The sequence below is a fragment of the Micromonospora sp. II genome, assembly GCF_001709195.1.
GTDB lineage: Bacteria > Actinomycetota > Actinomycetes > Mycobacteriales > Micromonosporaceae > Micromonospora > Micromonospora chalcea.
This window is the reverse complement of sequence record NZ_LYXF01000089.1, coordinates 239,729-260,789: the sequence shown is the minus strand read 5'-3', so window position 1 is coordinate 260,789 and position 21,061 is coordinate 239,729. Positions and strand designations below refer to the sequence as shown.

The window sequence follows — 21,061 nt, the reverse complement described above, 5'->3', positions numbered from 1 at the left end:
CGAAAGAAGGCACTTTCATGTCCACAGGTGACACCGATGTGAGTGCCTCGCTGCTCGATCATCGGCTGCCGGTGCCGGTTCCGGCCGGCGAGTACGACCGCTGTCCGGTCACCGACCTGCTGCGGCGGGTGAGCGACAAGTGGACGCTGTTGCTGATCACCCTGCTCGGCCGGCATCCGCACCGGTTCAACGAGTTGCACCGCGCCGTGGAGGGCATCAGCCCGCGCATGCTCAGCCGGACACTGCGTGCGCTGGAAAGCGACGGCCTGGTCGAGCGTGAGGTGTTTCCGACGGTGCCGCCGGGCGTCGAGTACCGGCTGACGCCACTCGGTGTCAGCCTTCTGGAGCCGCTTTCCGCGCTGGCCGACTGGGCGGTCGCTCGCCACGCCGAGATCGTCGCGGTTCGTCAGCGACCCGCCTGATACACCCCGCGCTCATCCGGCCGCCGATCTGGAATGCTGCGTCCATGCCGTCCTTCCCGCCCACCTTCTCCGCCGAAGTCGTCGCGCAGCCGATCCAGGCCCAGTTCGAGGCGTTTCTCGACGAACACCGCGACGCGCTCGACCGCTGCCTGGACGGACTGACCGAGGAACAGGCGCGCCGATCGTTGGTGGCCTCCCGCACCACGCTGCTGGGTCTGGTGAAGCACGCCACCTTCGTCGAGAAGGTCTGGTTCGACGAAGCCGTCACGGGCCGGTCTCGCGCCGAGATCGGCATCCCGGAGCGGTCGGAGGACTCGTTCCTCCTCGACGACGGCGACACGATCGCCGGGGTCCGGCAGGCCTACCGCGACGCCCGGGACGCGTCACGCCGGGCGACCTCCACGCGAGGTCTGGACGACATTCTCACCGGGCACCGACGGGGGCCGCTTCCGCTGCGGTGGGTGTATCTCCACGTCCTGCGCGAGCTCGCCCAGCACTGCGGGCACGCGGACATCCTCCGGGAGCAGATCCTCGACGGATAGCGTGCGGGGTCACGCGCCGGGTTCACCGGTGAGCGAGCCGGGGGCACGCATCCGCCACGCGTCGGTGACCAGTTCCGTCAGACGCTCGACGCCGACGCGCGCCAGCCGCAGCATGACCAGGGGCAACCCGTCGTACGCGGGGGTGGTGAAGAAGAGGTCGGGCTCGCCGAGGAGCAGGGCCTGCTTCTCCGCCTCGTCGCCCACGTACAGCACGGCGATGTCGGTGCGGATGCGCCGCGGCTTCCCGGGCGTGCGCTCCGGATAGGACCAGACGAACCCCTTGCCGGCGACCCGGAAGTCGAAGCCGTCACTGTCGATCTCGACCACGTCGGGCAGCGACAACGCCACCCGACGCACGTCGTCCGCGTCAACCATGACGGTCACCCCGGGACCCCGCCTTCCGCACCGGCACAGCCTAGCCACCGCGCCGCCCCGCAGCAGTCAGGTCCGGGCTGCGGCGCCTTGCCGCCGGGTGCGATGGTCGTGGCGGACACCGAAGCGTCTCGGCTGCGGGGGTGGAGCGACGTGAGTACCGACATCTGGGGTGGGGTGGAGATCCGGCCGCACGGTACGGGTTCGCCGTGGGAGCTGACCGACATCAGCCTGCGGGAGGTCTCCACCAACTACGACGCCTTCGGCTTGCTGTTCGGTGTGCGCAACTTCGCCGGGTTCGAGCCGGTCGCACCCGGCCGTGGCCTGCCGGACGACGTCAGCGCGAGCCTGCGCGCTCGTCACTTCACCGAACGCCATCACGACCCCACCTGGGTGTCGTGGGCGGAGGTGGCACGCATCGACTGGAGCGCGCCATCGCCCCGGGTGGACGACCGGATCCACGTGTACGACCTGACCGCCGAAGGACCGCGCTACCGGAGCAAGGCCACCCGGCACGGGCGAGCCTGGCGCGAGGTAGCCGGCGAGCACGCGGATCACCGGGGCAGCAGTTACCCGGAGGGCACCGAATGGCGCTCGGGAAACGTGATGTGGCGGGTGGAGCGCCTGTCCAACAGCGATGCGCTGCAGCGTGACCCGGCGCTGCGCGCGGTGCTGGAAGGCATGCGCGAGCTGGCCGAACGGCACGGCGAGGACAACGTACGACTCGTCGTCTGGTTCGACAGCTGACGCCTACCCGTACAGGTGCACGCGGTGGTCGACGTCGCGGTCCGGCGGGCCGAAGGATGCCACCGCGCCGTGTCCGACGTGCACCAGCCACTCCTCGTAGTACCAGCTCGGATCGCACCCGCAGCCGGTGAACCGGAAGTTGGCCCGGTAGCGGCCGACCTGCCCGGGGGAGAGCGTGAACAGCCGTGCCGACGCCGACGGGCGCGGAAAGGCCGCCGACCCGGGCAGCCGGTCCACGACGATGCACGCCCGGTCACGCCCGAGCCAGAGCCCGGCCTCGCGGGTCAGCGCGACGTCTCCGGCGCGTACCCCGTCCCGGTGTTCGTAGCCGGCTGCCCGGTCGGCTAGCACGTCGTGGACGACCACCTCGCCCTCCGGCAGTGCCCGGGGCAGCGGCATCGCCCGGACCAGTCCACGGCGGGCGTTCGCCGCGGGCGCGCCGCGAGCGTCGGCGGTCCACCGGACGCGGACCCGCTGGATGAGGATCACCGCCCAGGTGTACCCGCGCTGCCCGGCGCGCGCCAGCGGAAAAGGGAGAACTCTCCCCCGCCGCAGCCGTCCTTCCGGTCATCACCCTGGCCGTTCCCGATGGTCAGATGGTGAATCCGCCGTCGACGTTCACAGTCGCGCCGGTGACGTAACGCCCGTCCGGGCCGGCGAGGAACGCCACCGCGGCGGCCACGTCGGCCGGCTGCGCGTAGTGGCCGAGGGCGGTGAACCCGTTGATCGTGTCCGCGTTCGGGCCGTCGGCCGGGTTCAGTTCGGTGTCCGTGGCGCCGGGGTTCACCAGGTTCACGGTGATCGCTCGACCGCCGAGTTCGCGCCCGAGCGCCTTGGTCAGACCGATCAGGGCGGTCTTGCTCATCGCGTAGAGCGAGAAGCCCGGGAAGACGGCCCGCTCGGCCGTGTTGCTGCCGATGTTGACGATCCGCCCGCCAGCCGACATGTGGCGCACCGCGGCCTGCGAGGCGACGAACGGTGCCCGGACGTTCACCGCGACTGTCTGCTCGAACTCGTCGAGACTCAGCTGCTCCAGTTGCCCGAGCAGGAACGCGCCCGCGTTGTTGACCAGGATGTCCAACCGGCCCAGTTCCCCGGCCGCCCGGTCCACCGCCGCGCCGATGCCACGGCCACCACCGGTGACGAGAGCTACCTTGCCGTCGAGTGCGTTGTTCACGGGAGGAAGACTGGTCGACGTCGGGCCGTCTGTCCGGCGGGGATCGGACGCCGCGTTCGCGCTCGGTCAGCGGCGCACCCGGTACCGCAGGTGAAGCACCCGCTCGCCCGGGAGCACGACGTCCGGATCCTCCAGCAGGTGCTGCGCGTCGACCGACCCGAAGAAGCGCTTGCCGGAGCCGAACACGACGGGTACGACGTCCATGCGTACCTCGTCGACCAGGCCCGCGGCGAGCGCCTGGCCGCCGACGTCACCGGCGGCGACCTCGACGATGCGGTCCCCCGCAAGTTCCTGCGCCTTGGCCACTGCCGCCTCGACGCCGTCGACGAAGTGGAACGGCGCGCCGGGGTTCCAACCCTCGGGCGGCGGCCGGTGCGTCACGACGACCACGTGGGCGATGCCGCTCGGCGGCGTCCCGTCCCAGCCGTCGGTCAGGTCGAACACGTGCCGCCCGACGACGGTCACCCCGATCTGATCCCAGTACGGCCTGATGTAGTCGTGGGACGTCTGCGACACCCGCAACGCGCCGCTGTCGTCCAGCGGGACGTCACCGCTCGTCAACCAGTCGAACAGCGGCCCGGGCTGGTCGTTGTCGTCCGCGACGAAGCCGTCCACCGACACCGAGCTGTACAGGACCACAGTGCCCACGCCGGTTCTCCCCTTCCTTGGGTGGCCCCCAAGTTAGCGGGCCGCGGGCCGCCGTTCTTGTAGGAAATCAATCGGCCGGCAGCGACCAGCCGTCGATCACGTGGCCGGGGTGTTCGCGCAGGAACCGCCGCCGGACCTCGACGTACCGGGTCGGCGTGAGCCCGGTGAACGCCCGGAACTCGTGGCCGAAGTGGGCCTGGTCGAAGTAGCCCGCGTCGCTTGCCAGCTCGCCCCAGTCGACCGGCCGGGCGGGGTCGATCGCGAACACGGCGGCGGCGAAGCGGTAGGTGCGGGCCAGCCGCTTCGGTGTGACGCCGACGAGTTCCTTGAACCGCTGCGTCAGATGGGTGCTGCTGACACCGGCCGCCGTCCTCAGGTTGCCGATCGGCACCGCGCCGCTGGTCGCCGCGATGACGCCGCTCGTGTGCCGGACCAGCCCCAGGCCGGTGGTATCGGACAGCCGTCGCCTCAGCTCCTCCTCGAGCAGCGTCAGCATCTCGTGCGGCCCGTCGGCCGTGGCCAGCCGGTCGCGCAGGTCGGCGACGGCGGGCCGGCCCCAGACCTGCTCCAGCGTCACCGGCCGGTCGCGCAGCTCGGCCGCGGGCATCGGCAGGAACGGCGCCAGGCCCCACGGCTTGACGTGTACGCCGACGGACCGGGTCGGGCGCGGGTAGCCGAACTCGAACGCGCGGGTGGGCGTGGTGATCACGCAGCCGTCGGCGTACCCGGTGGTCTCGACGTCGGTGCCGCCGCGGACCCGGAACGGCGCGCCGAGGTTGACGATGAGCAGCGCCGCCGGCATCGGCGGCAGCGTCAGCCGGGGGTACGGGGGCGTGCCCTCCAGGTAGTAGAGGTCGTCGATCAGCTCGTCCAGCGGCGGTCGCGGCACTCTGGACACGTACTCCACGCCCACAGCATCGCGGACGCCACGCCGTCACCGCCGACGCCCCGCCGGGATCGATTCACGAAAGGCCGCGCCGCCCTTGCTGTGCGGCGGCGGAATGAGTCGTTCGCCGAGGGCGAGCGCGAGGGCGACAGCGCCGAGCAGGGCGCCGATCAACATCGTGCCGGCGGCACCGTGGCTTTCCAGTACGAGGGCCCCGAAAAAAGCGCCGCCGGTGATGCCGACGTTGACGGCGGCGGACAGCGTCGCAGCGGCGAGATCGGAGCGGCCGGGCGCCACCTGAAGGACGAGGCCGCCGAGCGCCGCGGTGAACGCGGCGAACCCCAGGCCGGCGAGTGCGATCAGGACGACGGCAACCGCCGGGTGGTGGCCGAACGCGTACAGGCCGAGCAGCGCCACACACTGCAGTGCAACCGTCGCGACCAGGGCGGACCACGGGCTGCGGTCGACCATCGGTCCGGCAGCGAGGATGCCGAAGACGCTGGCGACGCCGCGCGCCAGCAGGATGGTCGCCATCGACGCGGCGGGCAGTCCGGTGACCTCGGTGACGAACAGGGCGATGTAGGTGTAGCCGGCGATGGCGCCGGCGGTCGACAGGACGGCCACGACGACCAGGAGCCAGAACCGGCGGGAGTCGGGGGTTCTGCCCCGGCCGGCGTGTCCCTGTGCCGGCCCCGTCGACGGCAGCAACCAGGCCACCACGGCGAAGACGAGCACACCGAGCCCGGCCACCGCCAGGAACGATGCCCGCCAGCCGGCACGTTCACCCAGCCAGGTGCCCGCGGGCACGGCCAGGACGAGGGCGACGTTGCCGCCGGCGAACACGATCGCGACCACCCGTCCGTGCAGTCCGGGCCGGAACAGCTCAGCCGCGGTCGGCACGACGACCGCCCAGAACAACGCATGAGTGGCCGCGGTGGCGACCCTGGCTGCCATCAGCATGGTGAACGTACTCGCGAACACCGTGATCGCGTTGCTGACGACGAAGCCGGCCAGGAGCGCCGACAGCAGCCGTCGGCGAGGAACTCTGCGCACCAGCGCCGTCAACGGGACCGAGGCGACCATCACCACCGCGCCGTACACGGTGACGAGCATGCCCACTTGGGACGGCGGAACGGCCAGGTCCACGGCCATCGGCAACAGCAGCCCGATCGGCAGCGCCTCGGCTGCGGTGTAGAGGAACGTTCCGCCGGCGAGGCCGATCAGCGCGCCCACTGCCCGCCGGTGTGCGTGCGCCTGGCCCATTGTTACCCCCTAAACCGGCCATGACGGAAACACTCTAGGAAGGCTCCTCGTCACGGGGCAACTGGTAAAGTCGGTTTTGATGGAAACAGCAAGGGTTACGCGGATGCGCCTGGTCGGCGGCGACCTCGCGCTGGACTTCCTCAACACCCGCGCCGGCCCACCCGTCGGGCCTCCGGACGACGACGTGCTCACCGGCTACGCCGAGCTGATCGCCTGGAGCGTGTACGCGGGCACCCTCACCGAAACGCAGGCGGCGGCGTTGCGCCGGCTGTCCCGCGGCAGTCCGGACAGCGCCCACACCGTCTTCGCGCAGGCACTTCGCACCCGTGACTACCTGGACGAGGTGTTCCGGCCACTGGCCGCCGGCGAGGACCCGGGCGCAGCGGCGCTGACCCGGCTGCGCGACGACGAAGCCGACGCGCTCGCCCACGCACAGCTCATGCGCGGGAAGACATTCGCATGGTCCTGGCGGGACGACCACACGCTTGCCCGGCCCTTACGGCCGGTGGTCCATGCTGCGGTCCAGCTTCTCACCACGGGTGCGCTCGATCGGATCAAGCGATGCGCGGGCTGCCGCTTCCTGTTCATCGACGAGAGCAAGAACCGCAGCCGTCGTTGGTGCAGCATGGACGACTGCGGGACCGCGGAGAAGATCCGCCGCTACGTCGAGGTACGACGCATCCGCCCCAGACGGTGAGCACATGGCGCGAGACGGCCGGCCGCAGCGCCTTCGAGGAGCAGATGTGGGCACGCGCCGGCAGGTGGGCGGAGATCACAACGGGACGGTCGTGGCGCGCCGTGGGGCTGCGTCCCTACCGTCCGGGTCTGCTCGCGTTCTGCTGACCGCTAAGACGTCTGCGCGAGGTCTCACCCACCGGCCATGCTGGCTCCGTGGATTCGCCGAGACGCCCTACCTCCCAGGCCCTGCTCACGAACCTCTACGCGGCCTTCAACAGGCGTGACATCCCCACGCTGCTGGCCGCCATTACGCCGGACGTCTCGTGGCCCAACGGCTGGGAGGGAGGCGTCCTCAGCGGCCGGGACCAGGTGAGTGCCTACTGGCGGCGGCAGTGGGACCAGCTCGAACCCGTCGTCACACCGATGGCGTTCCGCACGGAGCCGGACGGCCGGATCGCCGTCACCGTTCATCAGGTGGTGCACGACAAAGCCGGAACGAAGCTCGCCGACCACACCGTCACACACGTCTACCGCCTCGACGACGGCCTGGTCGCGGCGATGGAGATCCGCGAGTGACGCGACGTGCGGCGATGAGTTTCGATACGGCGCCCGGTCTGTACTCCCGTGCACCCAACCGCTGCCACCGGAGGTAGGCGTGAAGCTTCTTCTCACATCCGCAGGGGTTCAGAACCCGAGCATCCACGATGCGCTGGTCGGCCTGCTGGGCAAGCCGATCGCCGAGTCCAACGCGCTCTGCATCCCCACGGCCGCCTACCCGATGGGCGGGCCGGCCTCGGCCTGGCGCTTCATCACCGGCCAGACGCCGCTGCCCATGACCGGCCTGGGCTGGAAGTCGCTGGGCGTCCTGGAGCTGACCGCGCTACCGAGCATCGGCCAGGAGCGGTGGGTTCCCTGGGTCCGCGAGGCGGACGTCATACTGGTGCACGGCGGTGACGCGACGTACCTGTGCCACTGGATGCGGCAGTCCGGGCTGGCGGGCCTGCTGCCGTCGCTGCCTGACACCGTCTGGGTGGGGTTGAGCGCGGGGAGCATGGTGCTGACCCCGCGTGTCGGGACGGACTTCGTCGAGTGGCAGTCCGCGCCTGACGACCGCACGCTGGGGCTCGTCGACTTCTCGATCTTCCCGCACCTGGGCCTCGAACCGGACAACACCATGGCGAACGCCGAGAAGTGGGCGGCCGAGGTCGCCGGTCCGGCGTACGCGATCGACGACCAGACGGCGATCACAGTGGTCGACGGCACGGTCGAGGTCGTCTCCGAGGGGCAGTGGAGGCGGTTCCCCGCCGAGCGGTAGCTACCCGAGCAGCGCCGCCGCCGCAGCCAGCGTGGCCAGCGACAGCGTCGTGGTCACCACCACCGCCCGGTTGGCCACCGCCTCACCGACGCCGTACTCCTGGGCGAAGATGAACGTGTTCTGCGCCGTCGGCAGGCCCGCGCACACCACCACGGCGAGCAACTGCGGCGCGGACAGGTGCAGGGCCAGGCCGGCCGCGTACGCGATGACCGGTTGTGCGACCAGCTTGAGCGCGCTGATCGCGGCCAGCTCGCCGGGCCCGGTCGGTTCCGCTCGCGACGGTGCCGTGGGGTGCAGCGACGCGCCGAGCGCGACCAGGGCGGCGGGCGCCGCGGCGCCCGCAAGCAGCGTCAGCGACGCGGCGGCCGCCGACGGCAGACGCAGACCGGCAGCGGAGCACGCGACACCGAGCAGCGACGCCAGGATCACCGGATTGCGTACGGGCAGCGAGGCGACCCGGCGCACCCGGACCCGCCCGGCCGGGTCGCTGCGGCGGTCCAGCGCGACCACGATCACGGGCGCAACCACCAGCACCTGCAGCAGCACCACCACCGCCAGGAACGACACGTCGCCGAGAACCTGCGTCGCGATCGGGATGCCGAGGTTCGCCGAGTTCACGTACCCGGCGGCCATGCCCCAGATCGGCCGTTCGCCGGGCTCGCGATCGAACAGCCGGCTCGCGCCGACCCACCCGAGCCCGACCACGGCGACGGTGCTCACCCCGAAGGCGAGCAGCGAGCGGCCGGCGAACCCGGACAGCGGCATCCGGGCCAGGGCCAGGAACAGGGCGGCCGGCATCGCGAGCTGGAACACGAACCGGCCGAGCACCGACGCCGCCGACTCGCCCAGCAGGCCCCAGCGACAGGCCCCGTAACCCACAGCGGTGAGGATCCAGATCGGTACGAACGCCGACACCAGGCTCATGCGGGCGTCACCGGAGGGCGGGCGTTCGGTAAGCCACGCGGTCAGCCTCGCATCCCGTCCGGAACGAGCAAACGGGGTGCGGCACCGTAGAGGGCGACGAAGACCCGGTCCCGCAGGATCTCGTACTGCCTGCGGCACCGGACGGGTGGGCCCGGCGGGCGTTGCTGAACCTGACCGCCGACGACAACTTCCGACGGCTGGAACTGGTCGGCAGTCAGGTCCACCTCGCGGCCGTCGGCCAGCCGGTTCCAGTAGTGGTGGCCGACCTTGGTGTCTCCGGCGTGGACCTCGCCGAGGATCAGCTCTCCGCCGAGCAGGTCCTGAATGATCAGCGCGGTCACCCCACACTGCCCACGGGCTGGGTTGCCGGCGTGCCAATCCTCCAGGTCGTGCGGGTCGCAGGTGTCCGCTCCCCAGCCGGCGCGCAGCACCGGCCGCAGCATCTCCAGGTCGATCGCGAGCGGGACTGATCTTTGGTCGTGCTCCTCATACGTCACTCGGGAAGGGTCGGCCCTCGACCGGGTCAAGAGTCAAGAGATCCGACCCGTTCGACCCGGAAGGCGGCCTGATCACTTCGGACAGATCGATGGCATCCGCGATGCCCCGGACGACCTTCAGCTCGCTTCGAAACAGCCGCTCACGCACGGATGCTGGCTGCTCGGTGAGCATGTCCGGCACACGTCCGTCGTTCGGTACGAACACCATCGTCCCGGAGTACTCACGGCAGCTCGATCACCACGCCGAGCCGACACAGCGCTCGTAAAGACGTCAGACGGTGCGTAGCAGCGGTACCTGTAGGAGTAGATCCACCGGCACACGCATTGGCGTTCCCAGCACGAGCCCCCTTCCCCGGGCTGCCAAGCGGGCCGCCATACGGATCTGCCGCGAGTTGCGTGCCGTGGCCGGCCACTGCCGGACCCCCGGCATCACCGGCGTGCCTGGCATGCGAGCGCGATGGGCGGGGCACTCCTCGGCCAAGGCGCGGACCTGGTCGGCTTCCAACTCGAACGCTTCACGGCTGCCGGTGAGTACCAACGTGTCGGCAGCGATGTCCCACCGCAGATGATCGCGGAACTCTCGATACCGGACTCGCCGGTGATCGGCGGTCAACCGCGCCGGCCACGCCTGAGCGGGTAGCACCACGGTGTGTGGCCGGCCGGTCCCCAACCGGGAACGGACCTGCTTCCACCGCGACGGCGGGAACGCGAGGCGGTGATGCAGCAACACCAGGTCGAGCGGGCGCCCCCAACTGTGATGGTGGGGACGTGTCGCGCGACGAAGGGGAAGATAGACCATCGTGTGCGGCGACCGGGCAGCCAGTCCCCACGCCAGAGCGAACAGCGTCGCTGTTTCCTTGTCGAGGCAGAACTGGGCTCCAAGAGGGCCCTCGTACAGACCGGCGAACCCCGGCGGTCGTGCCGGCCGCATGACCCGGTACCGATGGCGCCCGAGGTGAACGGTGCTGACCATCACCGGCCATTCGTGTCCGCCCAACCGTCGACCCACTCCAGCAACATGCTTCGACCCTCGTCGCATCGCTGTCCGGTGAGCATTGTCCCCAGGCCCGACACGACACGGCGACAGAGTTACCTGACGGCCGGGAGCCCGGCTCAAGACCGAGGCGGTACTCATGCCGCCGACGTGCCGCACCAACCGTCCGAATACTTTCGCGCCCGAGCCGCCGGACGTAGACGGGAGCTGTTTCGAGGGTCAGCGCCAGTAGGGTCAGCGGGTGAGCAGATCATCCGGACGTGCCGGGAACTTTCGCACGCTGTACCACGGGCAGGCCAAGGCCGACACCTCACGAGGTTACGGCCTGTTCCTGATTCGTCGATCGGGATCGTGGGCGCAGCACTGGGCATCGATCAATGCCGGACGGCAGCCCGTCCCGCCACCGCCGCCGGTAGACCTCGCGAAGGAGACGGTCGTCATTCTCTCGGTCGGGGACCGTCCTGTGCTCGGCTATGACGTCACGATCGAGGACGTGACAGTGCGAGAGACGACTCTGGTGGTGACCGGCGTCGAGAGGCGTCCCGTGGGCGACGTGACGCTGGACATGGCGTGTTCACCGGTGCACATCGTGGCGGCACGATTCGGACCCGAGGCCTTCGAGGACATGCTGCTGAACCTCCGTATCGTGCCTGCGGAATGACGTGAGCCGGTGATGTGGGGGCTGTACCGCGCCGCCTGCCGCTTCCCCGCCTGTCTCACCCGTCCGGGTCTGTCGACGAGCGGATGGGACCACGGTGGGCGGCACCGGGCTGACCTCGCCGGGATGACGGCGTCACTTCCAGGTGATCGTGGCCTTTGCCCGCCAGAGATCCAAGACGGCCGCGTCCCCGCGTAGTTCGAGGCGCTCGGTCCCACTCCGGTTCCACAGCAGGAGGTAGAGCTCGGACGCAGGTCCCACGACGGTCAACTGGGCCGGCATCTCACCGGCTACCAGGCGGCGCCCGGCCGGCTCGATGGAGAGCGTCCATCCCGCGTCGATATCAGTCGGCACAAGAGCCATGCTGACGGGTGGATCGGCCACCAGAAGCCCACCGGGCCGCCCGAAGAAGCCATTGAGCAGTTCGTCGATGCCGTCAGCGGCGAAGGAGGGGCCCAGGAGGGAACCGTTGAGACAGCCGACTCGGCATCGGCACGGTGTACCGCGGTTTCGTGAGCCTGGCGACGTGCCCAGAACGCCAACGGCGAGGGCGCGGGCAGAAACGTCCAGCATTCAACGCTCTCGTCAGCCGCTGCCAGCGTGTCCACGAGTGCGCGGTGGCCCTCCCGAAACCAGTCCAGCAGCTCGTCGTCCTCGACTGCGGCGAAGAACTCCGCCTCCTCGCGACTGGAGTAAGGCTGATGGCGCCCCGTGATGACGTGGCCCGTGGCCCAGCGATGGACGCCGCTGACATGGCGCAGCAGATCACGGACCTGCCATCCAGGGCAGGTGGGCACGGGTGCGTCCAGGCCCGCCCGGTCCGCCGCCTCTGCCAGTCGGGCGCCTTCCTCATCCAGCGCGGCAATGTGCTCGGCGATACGCATGACGGGAGCGTCCCACGCACCACCGACCCTCTACCAGGCGGAAAGGGCCGGCGCACCCTCGTACTCCGCGAGCAGCTCCCGCCGCCGCGTCGCGCAAGGCCACGGCGCGACGTCTAGGCCCTGTCTCCCGGATCTTGGAGGGTGGGGTCGAAGGCGAGGTTGAGTAGTTCCAGGCCGGTGACGGGCTTGAAGCCGATCTCGGTGTAGAGCGCCAGGGCGGGGATGTTGTCGGTCTCGGTTTGGAGCGACACGCGATGCGCGCCGGCGGCACGGGCGTTGCGGATGACGTGCTGGAGCAGGGCCTTCGCGATGCCGCTACGGCGATGGTGCGGGGCCACGTAGAGGTCGCGGATCGACCACGAGGTGCCCAGCCTGAGCGATGCCGGCGTGACCGTGACCGTGATGAAGCCGCGGACGTGATCAGCTCGGATGGCGGCAGCGGCGGAGATCCGGTCTTGTGCGATCTGGTCGTGCAGCCAGGAGCGGGTGACCTCCGGGGCCGACGGTTGGCCGTAGTGCACCCGGTAGTCGTCGAACAGAGCAGCTACCTGATCGAACGCCGGATGGGCGGCGCCTATGGGCACGACCGTCGTCATGCCGTCAGTGTGGCCGATGGTCCAGCCTTCGAGAGGGCCACCACTATCGGCCGACCCAGGTGGCGACGCACGCTTCATTGCCCTCGACGTCGGCCAATACCCACCACTTCGGTGCGTGCGCATCGGAGACCAGCCGGCCACCCGCAGCCAACGCGGCGGCGATTCGGGCCTCGGCCTGATCATGTGGGACGGCGACATCGAGGTGCATGCGGTTGCGTTGTGGGCGCCCGGCGTCCATCGGCTGCAGCCCGAAGCCCGGACCCCGACGCGCCGGGTCGGCCAGATAGTCGTCGTCGATCTGGCGGTAACCCAGCAGCGCCCGCCAGAACGGCAGCACGTCCGCGCCGACCAGCGCGTCGAGAGTGACGTTGACGAGCTGCACGGCGGTCGGGTCGGCGGGGATGTCCAGATCCCTGGCGGCAGCCGAGATCCGCCGGGCCAGCGCGACGTCGCGCGACAACAGGGACACCGTGACGCCGACATGACGCAAATCGACGTTGACGTACTGCTGCTCCGCGCCACCGGCGAGCCGGCCGATCTCATCGACGAACGCTATGCCCTTGGTTAGCGAGCCGGTGCGGAAATACGCCGAGACCACGTGGTAGAGGCAGCGCCAGTCCTCGACACCGTCGGCCGCGTGGAACTCCCCGGCCGTGATCTGCACCGTCATGCCGGCGAACCTAGCATCGGCTGCGTGACGCAGCGCACCGTCGCGCTCGCACGCACAGGCCGGCAGCGCACTCCTGTGCCGCAGATCGGGCGGGCGCTCGGTCCCTCGGCACCGCCGGCTGAGCAGGTCATGAAAGTCGCCTGCTGATCACCCTGCCGGTGTCCAGGTGCGGAGCGCATCCCCACCCGATCTCGACCGGTCGAGCGCCTAGGATGGTCCCGGTGACCTTCCCCGAACGGCGACCCGCCGACGTCCCGACCGACGAAGAGCGGGTCGACGAGGCCCTGCGGTTGCTGACCGGCCCGCCGGTCGCGCTCGACGTCGCCGTCAAGCGGCTCGCCCGTGGTGGCGGCGTCTACGCCTGGTGGGCTGCTCCTTCGGTCCTCCCCGACCTCCCCGGACCGCCGAACGACACCGATCCGTCATGGCGGATGCTCTATCTGGGCCGGGCCACCAGCCTGCGGGGCCGGATCCTGCGCAACCATCTACGACGGTCGGGCAGCTCGACGCTGCGCCGCACGTTGGCCGGTCTTCTCGTGTCCGAGGGCTTCCGGACCACTTGGACCGACCGCGTCGTCCTCATCCCCGAGGACGAGAAACGGCTGACCGCGTGGATGCACGAGCACCTGCGCCTGACCTGGGCGGAGGATGCCGAGCCAACGGTCATCGAGGCCGAACTCGTCCGGCGTCTGCACCCGCCGCTCAACGTCCACGGCGTCGACCCCGAGCACATCCAGGCCGCAGTGGTCGCCGCCAAGAACTCGTACAACGCCAGCAGCGGCCCGGAGCAGCCCTAGCTTCACGCCGTCAGCGATGCCTCCAGATCACGACGGGTGAGGGCGGCGCGGAGGTGCAGCCCCTCGGCCGCCAGGTTCTCCCGGCCACCCTGCTCGCGGTCGATGGCGCAGACCACCGTCTCGACCTGGGCACCGACGGACCGTAGTTGTCCGCACGAGGTCAGGAGCGCGCCTCCGGTGGTCACGACGTCCTCGACCACCACGACCCGCAGACCGCTCACGCGACCGCCCTCGGCCAGTTTCGCGGTCCCGTACTCCTTGGCCTGCTTGCGCACGAAGACCGTGGGCAGCCCGGTCAGCTGCGACATCACCGTGGYGATCGGGATGCCGCCCATCTCCATCCCGGCCAACACGTCGCACTCCGGAAGCAGAGCCACCATCGCCTCGGCGACCTCGCGCAGCAGCTCCGGCTTCCCCTCGAACAGGTACTTGTCGAAGTACTCGTCGCTGACCTGCCCAGATCGGAGATGGAACCGGCCGGTGAGGTGGCAGGTGTCGTAGACGCGGCGCGCGAGCGGGTGAGTCACCGGCCCAGTCTCGCACCCGTCAACCGATCCGGCGGATGCGTACCCTCGGACGCTCGTTGCGCAGGTGCCCCAGCTTGTGCTGGCGGACCTGCTCCTCCCACACCTCCTGGTCGTACTCCGGATCCGGCGCCGTCCACCGGTGCGACCCGTCGCTGTAGTGGAACTTCTCGTCGCCGGCCCGCAGCACGCTCACCGCAGCCACCCCAGGAACCGCCGGTGCAGCGTCCCCGCCGGCGCCCAGCTCAGATCCGCCGTCGCCCGCACGAGCTGCGCCCCCAGGTACACCGCCAGCGACACCGGCGCGCCCTCGTACTCCGCAAGCAGCTCCCGCCGCCGCGTCGCGCACGGCCACGGCGCACCGCACCCGCCGCACGTCCAGACCGGCAGCACCGGCCCGTGGGTGCTCACCCGCGCACCCCCAGGAAGCGGGCGACGCTCGCGCGCGCCTGCCGGCTGGTCGCCCACGCGACCTGCCAGCAGGGGTACGGAGTCAGCCGCGCCCACCACAGCCGGCAACCCACGCACATCCCGTCCAGACCCCGTACATGCACTGCCAGGATCGCCTGTTCCGCAGTCCTCACTGGTCCTCCTGCGGCGGCCAGTGACCGCGATTGATCGGTACGCGGTGGCGGTTCCGGCACGGCAGCTCCGCACCGCAGCGGCACACCCACCGCCACTTCCGCCACGACCAGGCCGGGCGATGCCGGCGTACGAGCGTCGACGCGACCGCGAGGAGGTAGCCCTCGTACGGCAGGCGCGGCTTGGCGGGTGCGACGTCGGCATCCCGATGCGGCGCTTGCGCCGCTGCCGACTCACCGGGCGCTGTCTGCGCGTGATCCGATTCAGCCAGCCCGAGGGCTCTCCGCTTCGCCGCCTCCCATTCGGCCTTCTGCGCTTCCTGGCCCGTGGGGCGCCAACGGTTCCGACCGCCCATCACCACCTCCGTCCGCTCCGGCGCGACGGATCACCTCACAAGGGAGTGCGGCGTCGCGCCCGGCAGGATGAGGCGTTTCCTCACCCGAAAACGGACACTAGGGCCGCATGGTGATGGAGAAATTACCGCTGGTTATGCCGCCAGGCTGATGCCCAGACGCCCGGCCAGCAGACGCAGCTCGTTCGGCACGGCCCGCCGCTTGGCCCGCTGCGCCATCGCGACGACCGCGTCCTGAGCGAGCGGGTTGAGAGAGAACGGCACCGGCGCGGCCTGCTCCGCACGCACGAACGCCGCGATCGCCTCGTTGTCCCGGCGACCGGAATCGGCCAGTGCCCGCCCGAGGTCGAGCCAGTACGACATCTGCCGGATCGACGCCGCCAGCACCTGCGGCCGTACCGTGCGGGACAGCTCGATGACCCGGCCGGGCTCGCCGGACTCGGCCGCGATGGACATCTCCCACAGCGTCACGTTCGTCGGCCCGAACCCGCAGCCGTTGAACCCCATCCCGTCAGCCGGGTCACCCAGGGTCGCCGCTTCCCGGGCGGCCTCGGTCAGATGGTCGCGCGCGGCGTCGAGACGCCCGCTGACTGTCGAGGCCAGAGCCGCGGACAGGTGCAACTGGCCGAGCATCTGCCGGACCCGTTCGTCGGACGCAGCGGACTGAAGCTCCGCGAGCGACCGGTCAGCCGCCCGCGCGGCGAGCGGCGCCGACTCGATCGGCAGGCTCTGCGCGTACGCGAAACGGGTCGCGCCCAGCCACGCTGCCTCCTCCACGTCCTCGGCCGCCGTCACCGCCACGCGCGCCGCGTTCAACGCCAGGTGGCGGTACCCGAGGTGCCGCAGGCAGGCCGACGCCTGGTACGCCACCTGCGCGAGCGCCGGACCGCCCGCCGCAGCCGCCTCCAGCAGCAGGCCGGGCAACATCTGGGCCATGGCCGGGAAGTTCGAGCGGTGGCGAAGCTGCTCACTGCGCGCGATGCCCGCCACCAACTCCTCGCGGGTACGCGTCGACGGCCGCCGCTCACCGTCCTCGATCTCGATCAGCGCTGACCAGATCGCCGGCACGCACTCCGCCGCGCGCTCGCGTGCCGGGTCACCCGTCTCGGTGCCCTGACCGAGCAGGTCCGCAACAGTGACCTGCAACGCGGCGGCGACGGCGACCAAAGTGGATCTTCTGTCGATCGTCTTACGGCCGGACTCGACCTGGGAGATGTAGGACTGGCTGACCCCGGCGAGCCCGGCGAGGACGGCCTGGCTCATCCCGCCACGACGCATCCGCCAGTAGCGGACCCGGGCGCCGATCGTGTCGGCCTTGCTCGCCATGTCTCGCCTGCCTCCCAGGACGAGGGCTGGGACTTCGGCACCGGCCGGTGCGCCGGCATACCGTGCGCCAGTGTACGTGGGTCGCTGCTCTCGTATCGACGTCAAGGCGGCTCCTACCTGCCGCTCCCCCGCCCTCTGTGGTCGACTGGTTGGGCCAATCGGAGGTGCTGTCGACATGCCAACGCCGCCTGCCTACCTGACGATCGCTGCCGACCTGCGCGCCGCGATCCTGTCCGGAGAACTCCCCGCTGGAACCAAGTTGCCGTCCGAGTCCGGCCTGATGCGCCAGTACGACGTGAGCCGGACCGTCGCCAAGTGGGCCATCGCCGTGCTGAAGGGCGAGGGCATCGTGGAGGGTCGCGCCGGATCCGGCGTATACGTCCGAGACACCACCCGGCTGGTCCGTCACGCCCGAGGCCGCGACGTTCGCTCCGGCGACGGCCCGACGTCCCCGTTCGCCCGCGACGCGGCCGGCGCCGGGCAGCACGGCACGTGGGAGCACCACAGCCGACACGAGCAGGCCGATGAGCGGATCGCCGCCCGGCTCGGCATCGAGCCGGGCGCACCGGTGATGCGGACGTCGTACCGCTTCCTCGCCGACGGTGAACCGATACAGCTTTCCGTGTCGCACGAGCCTCTTGCTCTCACCAAGGACACTCCGATCGAGTGGCCCGAGGACAGCGACGTGAAGGGCGTCGTCACTCGCATGGACGCCATCGGCGTACGAGTCGACGAGGTTGTGGAGCGCGTCAGCCTTCGCTCGGCGACCGCAGAGGAGGTCGAGGCGCTCAACCTGCCGGCCCGCACGTTCGTGCACACCATCGAGCGGACCTACACCGCGGGCGGTACGCCGGTGGAGACGGCCCACATCGTGCTACCAGGCGGCCGGTATGACCTCGTCTACCGTCTCCCCATCGACTGACGACTGGCGAGGGGGATGCGGTGTCGACGAGCTCAGCGGGTGAGAGGGCACTTCCAGTGGACAACGATCCTCATGCAGGAGCCATGAGCTTCATCTTCGAGGCCGGCGTGCTCAAGCGCGCCGCCCGGACCGGTTGGTGGTTCGCCGGTGTGAAGCACCCCGAGTCGATCGCCGAGCACTCGTTCCGCACGGCGCTCATCGGCATGATGCTCGCAGCCATGGAGGGCGCCGACCCGGCTCGCGTCTCGATGTTGTGCATCCTGCACGACACGCAGGAAACCCGGATCACCGACATCCCCCACATCGCCAAGCGCTACCTCACCGCTGCGCCCAACACCGCCGTCACCGCCGACCAGGTTGCCGGCTGCCCGCCCGCCGTTGCCGACGTGATCAACGCTGCCGTTGCAGAGTACGAAGCCGGCGAGACGCTGGAGGCGGTGGTGGCCCGCGACGCGGACAAGTTGGAGTGCCTCGTCCAAGCGGTCGAGTACCGGCAGCAGGGAGTCTCGGACGTTCAGCGCTGGATAGACAGTTCCCGGGATGCACTCAAAACAGCCTCTGCTCACCGGCTCGCGGACGTCGCCCTCACCAGCGGCTCGATGCCATGGCTACACCGCCCGACCGCGAAGTGAACGTTGAGTAGGCCCCTCCGCGTCGGACTGCCTGGCAGCGGCCCGGTACCGCACCTAACAGGAAACTCGCATTATCACGAACCCGACTTCAGCGATCACCAGTAAATCGCCACGAATTCGACTTCAAGCTTGCGAGTCGCCGCGACGCTAGGAACTTCGGGAGCAATGACGGCCTGGCTCGAGCCCTTTACGGCCTTTGCCGCGATCTCGTTCTGGGCAAGTTGCCGAGCAAGTCGAACCACATCTCGATCAATCGTCGGGTCGACGGCGTGGGCCACCATATCGAATGCAGCCCTACGCGACTCTAGGTTCGCGGCATCGGCCAGCATAGGAACCGCCTGAGCAACCGTTGCCTGCAACACTGCTTCATCCAGCGTCACTCCTGAGTCGAGGGCCAGCCTTCTGCCGAAGTCAGAGAGAGCTCTCGTCAGATCATCAGCTAGGGCGACCCCGTCATCCTCCGAAGCGTCAGCCGGTGTAAATTCTTCGGGCAGCAAGGACAAAAATTCACCAACATTGATTGACATCGTCTCTAGAACGTCGGCGAGCTTAACCGGTTGCCAACGGTCGCGCAGAGCGGCGACCTCGACTCGAATGTAGGCCGTATATGACTGTTGACCAAAGAGCACCCGCCGCAGGTCTCTAGAATAAGAGGAGAAGTTGGTTACTCCCACTACCTCCAGCGGCCTCAGCTCGTTTATGACACTACCGCTTGGGTCAAGCACGCGTCGATCCACAATGAACTCATCGCCAGAGATATTCAGAATCGCAAAATCCCTACTTGTCCCGCAGATCGGCACGAGGCCGACGAGTAGACTATCGATGACTTCAAGACTGTGAACAACTTGGTCGTACTCCGTCTTATTGATCCCGAAGATTGCCTCGCGACCCTTTACGATTTCCACAATGGAGGAGGCAGCGGCGACGAGTTGATACGCTCTGTCCGCGCTAAGGATCACATCAAGCTCGAGCACGTCGCCACGGGCAAGATCTTTCAGCGCCACCAGTTGACCGTGCCGCGCAAGCTTCTTGCGGTGGCGCAGCACGTCAGCCTGGGTCGCAAGAGAGCACGACTTGACTTCGCGCCTCTGCCGCTTGCGGTCGGTTCTGAGCAACAGCTCTTCGTCTCCGCCAGTGCGCAGATCGCGAAACGTACTTTGGATGACGGCTTTGCGGACGACCTCATGGGCGGCCGTCTCGGCGTTCTTGGCCCGAAATTCCGTACTGAACTTGAAGCTTTTTCCTGACGAGCCCGCGATTGTCTTCGATTCGCGCTCGGTAGAACGAGTAAAGGTCTCTTTAACAGATTCTTTGATCGCGCCGTCGCGAGACGCAATCAGGCTGGTCACGCTGACTTCATCCAAGTAGACGAACTCACGTCGCTGCTTAGCCCACCGGCGACTCCGCCTGCGAAAGATCATGAGTGTGGGCCCCTTTCCGGCGCCATAGGAGCGCGCTGCACCCGCTGCATTCCCTCGTACACATCCTCGCGGCAAAGCGCTACACGTCCGTCAAGGGCAGCCAAAATCGCGGCTTCGGTCCAGATCGCAGCAATGTCGGAGGAAGTCCAGCCTGACGTCGCCTCGGCTAACGCGAACGGGTCGACCGGCTCAGAGAATTTGATGTGCCGTGACGATGCCTCGCAAATAGCGACCCGGTCCATGACGCCGGGAAGCGTAAATTGGATCTTATGGGAGAGTCGTCCAGGCCGCAGGAGCGCGCTGTCGAGGCTCTCGGCCAGGTTCGTGGTTGCGATCACCATCACCCGTTCGAAGGCGGAGAATCCGTCCAGCAGTGACAAGAGTTGACCAACAAGGCGGTTGGTTGCCTCGTGCGTCGAGTTGCCTCGCCGGGCAAATAGGCTGTCGATCTCGTCAAAGAAGAGAATCGCTGGAGCATTCCGCCGGGCATGGTCAAAGATGTTCCGCAGGGTTCGTTCGCTCTGTCCGATCCACTGGTCGATGATCGTTGGTCCAGCAATGTTATAGAAGGTAGCACCTGCCAATTCGGCCAACACCTTAGCGAGATGAGTCTTGCCTGTTCCAGGCGGGCCGGTGAAGAGCATTCCCTTGATCGGGTTAGCGCCTATCTCCTTTATCCGATTAGCTGGATCAAGTGCGACCTTTACGAGATTCGAGGCGCGGCTCACAATTTCCGAAGAGCCGCCGAAATCATGGAGGGTCAGCTGTCCAGCGGGCTTCACCACTAGCGACTCGACATCGAATGCATCACGATCAGCAAGGCCGAGGCGATCAATAGCGCGCTCGGACAATAATCTTCCTGGGCGACCTGCGCTGTCGATCTCGACCGTCTGCCCTACTTCGAAGGGAGGTGAAGCCCTCTGCGTGTACGCCTTTAGATGACCATCAACCTCCATAACCACACGGTCGCCGGCAACATGCCGAACCGTTCCGACTTGTGCTGCAGCACCCCAGAGCTCATCGGAGACCTTCTCTGGCACCATCCCATCCCGGCAAAACAGGACATCGCCTACCGCAAAATCCTCATAGTCCGAGAGCGTGATGGTCCCCGACTGGCCGTCCTGAAGATCCACCCAGAGGCGCGATTTCTCTGGTTCGACCAACCGAACCTTGACTAGCTTTCCTGCCGTGTTCAAGAGGCACCTGATGAGGAGTGTTGTGGTGATGTGATG

The 21,061-nt window shown here is 68.7% G+C and carries 30 protein-coding genes and 1 pseudogene; 11 read left to right on the top strand and 20 right to left on the bottom strand.

Features of this window, described 5'->3' with window-relative positions:
• Positions 1–17: 17 nt before the first annotated feature.
• Positions 18–422: a helix-turn-helix domain-containing protein gene (locus A8711_RS31125; protein ID WP_069090171.1), complete on the top strand. Its 405-nt coding sequence runs from the start codon at positions 18–20 to the stop codon at positions 420–422.
• A gap of 44 nt (positions 423–466) precedes the next feature.
• Complete coding sequence (locus A8711_RS31120; RefSeq protein WP_069090170.1) at positions 467–964, top strand: DinB family protein; 498 nt, start codon at positions 467–469, stop codon at positions 962–964.
• A gap of 9 nt (positions 965–973) precedes the next feature.
• Here the strand turns inward: A8711_RS31120 and A8711_RS31115 are convergent, their stop codons facing one another.
• A complete protein-coding gene (locus tag A8711_RS31115) occupies positions 974–1,339 on the bottom strand; it encodes an MmcQ/YjbR family DNA-binding protein (protein ID WP_176722920.1) in 366 nt (121 codons plus the stop codon).
• A 150-nt stretch (positions 1,340–1,489) separates the two neighbouring features.
• Here A8711_RS31115 and A8711_RS31110 point away from each other — a divergent pair, with 150 nt between their 5' ends.
• Positions 1,490–2,083 carry a hypothetical protein gene (locus tag A8711_RS31110; RefSeq protein ID WP_069090206.1) on the top strand — a complete coding sequence of 198 codons (594 nt, stop codon included), beginning with the start codon at positions 1,490–1,492 and terminating at the stop codon, positions 2,081–2,083.
• 3 nt (positions 2,084–2,086) lie between these two features.
• Here the strand turns inward: A8711_RS31110 and A8711_RS31105 are convergent, their stop codons facing one another.
• From A8711_RS31105 to A8711_RS31085, 5 genes are all read right to left on the bottom strand, one after another.
• Positions 2,087–2,572, bottom strand: a complete 486-nt coding sequence (locus A8711_RS31105; RefSeq protein ID WP_233607804.1) for a hypothetical protein — start codon at positions 2,570–2,572, stop codon at positions 2,087–2,089.
• Between the two features lie 103 nt (positions 2,573–2,675).
• A complete protein-coding gene (locus A8711_RS31100) occupies positions 2,676–3,260 on the bottom strand; it encodes an SDR family NAD(P)-dependent oxidoreductase (RefSeq protein WP_069090169.1) in 585 nt (194 codons plus the stop codon).
• A gap of 66 nt (positions 3,261–3,326) precedes the next feature.
• Entirely contained in the window at positions 3,327–3,908 is a 582-nt protein-coding gene (locus tag A8711_RS31095) for a dihydrofolate reductase family protein (protein ID WP_069090168.1), read from the bottom strand.
• Between the two features lie 67 nt (positions 3,909–3,975).
• Complete coding sequence (locus tag A8711_RS31090; protein ID WP_233607805.1) at positions 3,976–4,815, bottom strand: helix-turn-helix domain-containing protein; 840 nt, start codon at positions 4,813–4,815, stop codon at positions 3,976–3,978.
• Between the two features lie 27 nt (positions 4,816–4,842).
• Entirely contained in the window at positions 4,843–6,027 is a 1,185-nt protein-coding gene (locus tag A8711_RS31085; RefSeq protein WP_069090167.1) for an MFS transporter, read from the bottom strand.
• 133 nt (positions 6,028–6,160) lie between these two features.
• Here A8711_RS31085 and A8711_RS31080 point away from each other — a divergent pair, with 133 nt between their 5' ends.
• From A8711_RS31080 to A8711_RS31070, 3 genes are all read left to right on the top strand, one after another.
• The gene (locus tag A8711_RS31080) at positions 6,161–6,754 is read left to right on the top strand and encodes an ABATE domain-containing protein (protein ID WP_158560000.1); all 594 of its coding nucleotides are present in this window, start codon (positions 6,161–6,163) and stop codon (positions 6,752–6,754) included.
• Positions 6,755–6,948: 194 nt separating this feature from the next.
• Positions 6,949–7,311: a nuclear transport factor 2 family protein gene (locus A8711_RS31075; RefSeq protein WP_069090165.1), complete on the top strand. Its 363-nt coding sequence runs from the start codon at positions 6,949–6,951 to the stop codon at positions 7,309–7,311.
• Positions 7,312–7,390: 79 nt separating this feature from the next.
• Positions 7,391–8,050 carry a Type 1 glutamine amidotransferase-like domain-containing protein gene (locus A8711_RS31070; RefSeq protein ID WP_069090164.1) on the top strand — a complete coding sequence of 220 codons (660 nt, stop codon included), beginning with the start codon at positions 7,391–7,393 and terminating at the stop codon, positions 8,048–8,050.
• Here A8711_RS31070 and A8711_RS31065 read toward each other — a convergent pair whose 3' ends face one another.
• The 3 genes from A8711_RS31065 to A8711_RS31055 are packed head-to-tail and all read right to left on the bottom strand — an operon-like array spanning position 8,051 to position 9,679.
• Positions 8,051–8,974 carry an AEC family transporter gene (locus A8711_RS31065; RefSeq protein WP_069090163.1) on the bottom strand — a complete coding sequence of 308 codons (924 nt, stop codon included), beginning with the start codon at positions 8,972–8,974 and terminating at the stop codon, positions 8,051–8,053.
• 41 nt (positions 8,975–9,015) lie between these two features.
• On the bottom strand, positions 9,016–9,471 hold the full coding sequence (locus tag A8711_RS31060; protein WP_233607806.1) for a hypothetical protein: 456 nt from the start codon (positions 9,469–9,471) through the stop codon (positions 9,016–9,018).
• On the bottom strand, positions 9,461–9,679 hold the full coding sequence (locus A8711_RS31055) for a hypothetical protein (protein ID WP_124778946.1): 219 nt from the start codon (positions 9,677–9,679) through the stop codon (positions 9,461–9,463). The genes A8711_RS31060 and A8711_RS31055 overlap by 11 nt, the downstream gene beginning before the upstream one ends.
• Before the next feature lie 1,027 nt (positions 9,680–10,706).
• Between A8711_RS31055 and A8711_RS32270 the strand changes: the two genes are divergently transcribed.
• Positions 10,707–11,126 carry a hypothetical protein gene (locus tag A8711_RS32270; RefSeq protein WP_124778947.1) on the top strand — a complete coding sequence of 140 codons (420 nt, stop codon included), beginning with the start codon at positions 10,707–10,709 and terminating at the stop codon, positions 11,124–11,126.
• Positions 11,127–11,258: 132 nt separating this feature from the next.
• Here A8711_RS32270 and A8711_RS33265 read toward each other — a convergent pair whose 3' ends face one another.
• The 4 genes from A8711_RS33265 to A8711_RS31030 all read right to left on the bottom strand — a co-directional run bounded on the left by A8711_RS33265 (position 11,259) and on the right by A8711_RS31030 (position 13,273).
• The gene (locus A8711_RS33265) at positions 11,259–11,510 is read right to left on the bottom strand and encodes a hypothetical protein (protein ID WP_369830138.1); all 252 of its coding nucleotides are present in this window, start codon (positions 11,508–11,510) and stop codon (positions 11,259–11,261) included.
• A complete protein-coding gene (locus A8711_RS31040; RefSeq protein WP_199744104.1) occupies positions 11,414–12,007 on the bottom strand; it encodes a maleylpyruvate isomerase N-terminal domain-containing protein in 594 nt (197 codons plus the stop codon). The genes A8711_RS33265 and A8711_RS31040 overlap by 97 nt, the downstream gene beginning before the upstream one ends.
• A 113-nt stretch (positions 12,008–12,120) precedes the next feature.
• On the bottom strand, positions 12,121–12,603 hold the full coding sequence (locus A8711_RS31035; RefSeq protein WP_069090160.1) for an N-acetyltransferase: 483 nt from the start codon (positions 12,601–12,603) through the stop codon (positions 12,121–12,123).
• Positions 12,604–12,646: 43 nt separating this feature from the next.
• Complete coding sequence (locus A8711_RS31030; protein ID WP_064446236.1) at positions 12,647–13,273, bottom strand: VOC family protein; 627 nt, start codon at positions 13,271–13,273, stop codon at positions 12,647–12,649.
• A 24-nt stretch (positions 13,274–13,297) separates the two neighbouring features.
• Between A8711_RS31030 and A8711_RS33035 the strand changes: the two genes are divergently transcribed.
• Together A8711_RS33035 and A8711_RS31025 are read left to right on the top strand one after the other, a co-directional pair.
• Positions 13,298–13,420 (top strand): hypothetical protein, encoded by a 123-nt coding sequence (locus tag A8711_RS33035; RefSeq protein WP_255361251.1) that lies wholly within the window; start codon positions 13,298–13,300, stop codon positions 13,418–13,420.
• A 65-nt stretch (positions 13,421–13,485) separates the two neighbouring features.
• Positions 13,486–14,070 carry a GIY-YIG nuclease family protein gene (locus A8711_RS31025; RefSeq protein WP_064446237.1) on the top strand — a complete coding sequence of 195 codons (585 nt, stop codon included), beginning with the start codon at positions 13,486–13,488 and terminating at the stop codon, positions 14,068–14,070.
• Positions 14,071–14,072: 2 nt separating this feature from the next.
• Here A8711_RS31025 and pyrE read toward each other — a convergent pair whose 3' ends face one another.
• The 5 genes and pseudogenes from pyrE to A8711_RS31010 form a co-directional block, all read right to left on the bottom strand.
• Positions 14,073–14,597, bottom strand: a complete 525-nt coding sequence (pyrE, locus tag A8711_RS31020) for an orotate phosphoribosyltransferase (RefSeq protein WP_069090159.1) — start codon at positions 14,595–14,597, stop codon at positions 14,073–14,075.
• Positions 14,598–14,616: 19 nt separating this feature from the next.
• Positions 14,617–14,790 (bottom strand): hypothetical protein, encoded by a 174-nt coding sequence (locus tag A8711_RS32575; protein WP_166456489.1) that lies wholly within the window; start codon positions 14,788–14,790, stop codon positions 14,617–14,619.
• Positions 14,787–15,005 (bottom strand): hypothetical protein, encoded by a 219-nt coding sequence (locus A8711_RS31015; protein ID WP_013477111.1) that lies wholly within the window; start codon positions 15,003–15,005, stop codon positions 14,787–14,789. The genes A8711_RS32575 and A8711_RS31015 overlap by 4 nt, the downstream gene beginning before the upstream one ends.
• Positions 15,002–15,382, bottom strand: a pseudogene (locus tag A8711_RS33260) (hypothetical protein); the annotation flags it as partial. The pseudogene A8711_RS33260 and the gene A8711_RS31015, both read right to left, overlap by 4 nt.
• 281 nt (positions 15,383–15,663) lie before the next feature.
• Positions 15,664–16,854: a helix-turn-helix domain-containing protein gene (locus A8711_RS31010; protein ID WP_069090158.1), complete on the bottom strand. Its 1,191-nt coding sequence runs from the start codon at positions 16,852–16,854 to the stop codon at positions 15,664–15,666.
• 70 nt (positions 16,855–16,924) lie between these two features.
• Here A8711_RS31010 and A8711_RS31005 point away from each other — a divergent pair, with 70 nt between their 5' ends.
• Entirely contained in the window at positions 16,925–17,776 is an 852-nt protein-coding gene (locus A8711_RS31005) for a GntR family transcriptional regulator (RefSeq protein WP_218062403.1), read from the top strand.
• Between the two features lie 83 nt (positions 17,777–17,859).
• Positions 17,860–18,408: an HD family hydrolase gene (locus A8711_RS31000; protein WP_069090156.1), complete on the top strand. Its 549-nt coding sequence runs from the start codon at positions 17,860–17,862 to the stop codon at positions 18,406–18,408.
• 95 nt (positions 18,409–18,503) lie between these two features.
• Here A8711_RS31000 and A8711_RS30995 read toward each other — a convergent pair whose 3' ends face one another.
• Entirely contained in the window at positions 18,504–19,757 is a 1,254-nt protein-coding gene (locus A8711_RS30995) for a hypothetical protein (RefSeq protein ID WP_124778948.1), read from the bottom strand.
• A gap of 68 nt (positions 19,758–19,825) precedes the next feature.
• The gene (locus tag A8711_RS31855; protein WP_141707699.1) at positions 19,826–20,992 is read right to left on the bottom strand and encodes a 26S protease regulatory subunit; all 1,167 of its coding nucleotides are present in this window, start codon (positions 20,990–20,992) and stop codon (positions 19,826–19,828) included.
• Positions 20,993–21,061 lie beyond the last annotated feature (69 nt).

What these genes read in the sequence shown, in the direction of transcription:
- A8711_RS31035 (WP_069090160.1), bottom strand. Translation starts at nt 12,603, where the DNA reads ATGACGACGGTCGTGCCCATAGGCGCCGCCCATCCGGCGTTCGATCAG.
- A8711_RS31120 (WP_069090170.1), top strand. Translation starts at nt 467, where the DNA reads ATGCCGTCCTTCCCGCCCACCTTCTCCGCCGAAGTCGTCGCGCAGCCG.
- A8711_RS31040 (WP_199744104.1), bottom strand. Translation starts at nt 12,007, where the DNA reads ATGCGTATCGCCGAGCACATTGCCGCGCTGGATGAGGAAGGCGCCCGA.
- A8711_RS31125 (WP_069090171.1), top strand. Translation starts at nt 18, where the DNA reads ATGTCCACAGGTGACACCGATGTGAGTGCCTCGCTGCTCGATCATCGG.
- A8711_RS31025 (WP_064446237.1), top strand. Translation starts at nt 13,486, where the DNA reads ATGGTCCCGGTGACCTTCCCCGAACGGCGACCCGCCGACGTCCCGACC.
- A8711_RS31080 (WP_158560000.1), top strand. Translation starts at nt 6,161, where the DNA reads ATGCGCCTGGTCGGCGGCGACCTCGCGCTGGACTTCCTCAACACCCGC.
- A8711_RS31065 (WP_069090163.1), bottom strand. Translation starts at nt 8,974, where the DNA reads ATGAGCCTGGTGTCGGCGTTCGTACCGATCTGGATCCTCACCGCTGTG.
- A8711_RS31000 (WP_069090156.1), top strand. Translation starts at nt 17,860, where the DNA reads ATGAGCTTCATCTTCGAGGCCGGCGTGCTCAAGCGCGCCGCCCGGACC.
- A8711_RS31115 (WP_176722920.1), bottom strand. Translation starts at nt 1,339, where the DNA reads ATGGTTGACGCGGACGACGTGCGTCGGGTGGCGTTGTCGCTGCCCGAC.
- A8711_RS31030 (WP_064446236.1), bottom strand. Translation starts at nt 13,273, where the DNA reads ATGACGGTGCAGATCACGGCCGGGGAGTTCCACGCGGCCGACGGTGTC.
- A8711_RS31010 (WP_069090158.1), bottom strand. Translation starts at nt 16,854, where the DNA reads ATGGCGAGCAAGGCCGACACGATCGGCGCCCGGGTCCGCTACTGGCGG.
- A8711_RS31055 (WP_124778946.1), bottom strand. Translation starts at nt 9,679, where the DNA reads ATGGTGTTCGTACCGAACGACGGACGTGTGCCGGACATGCTCACCGAG.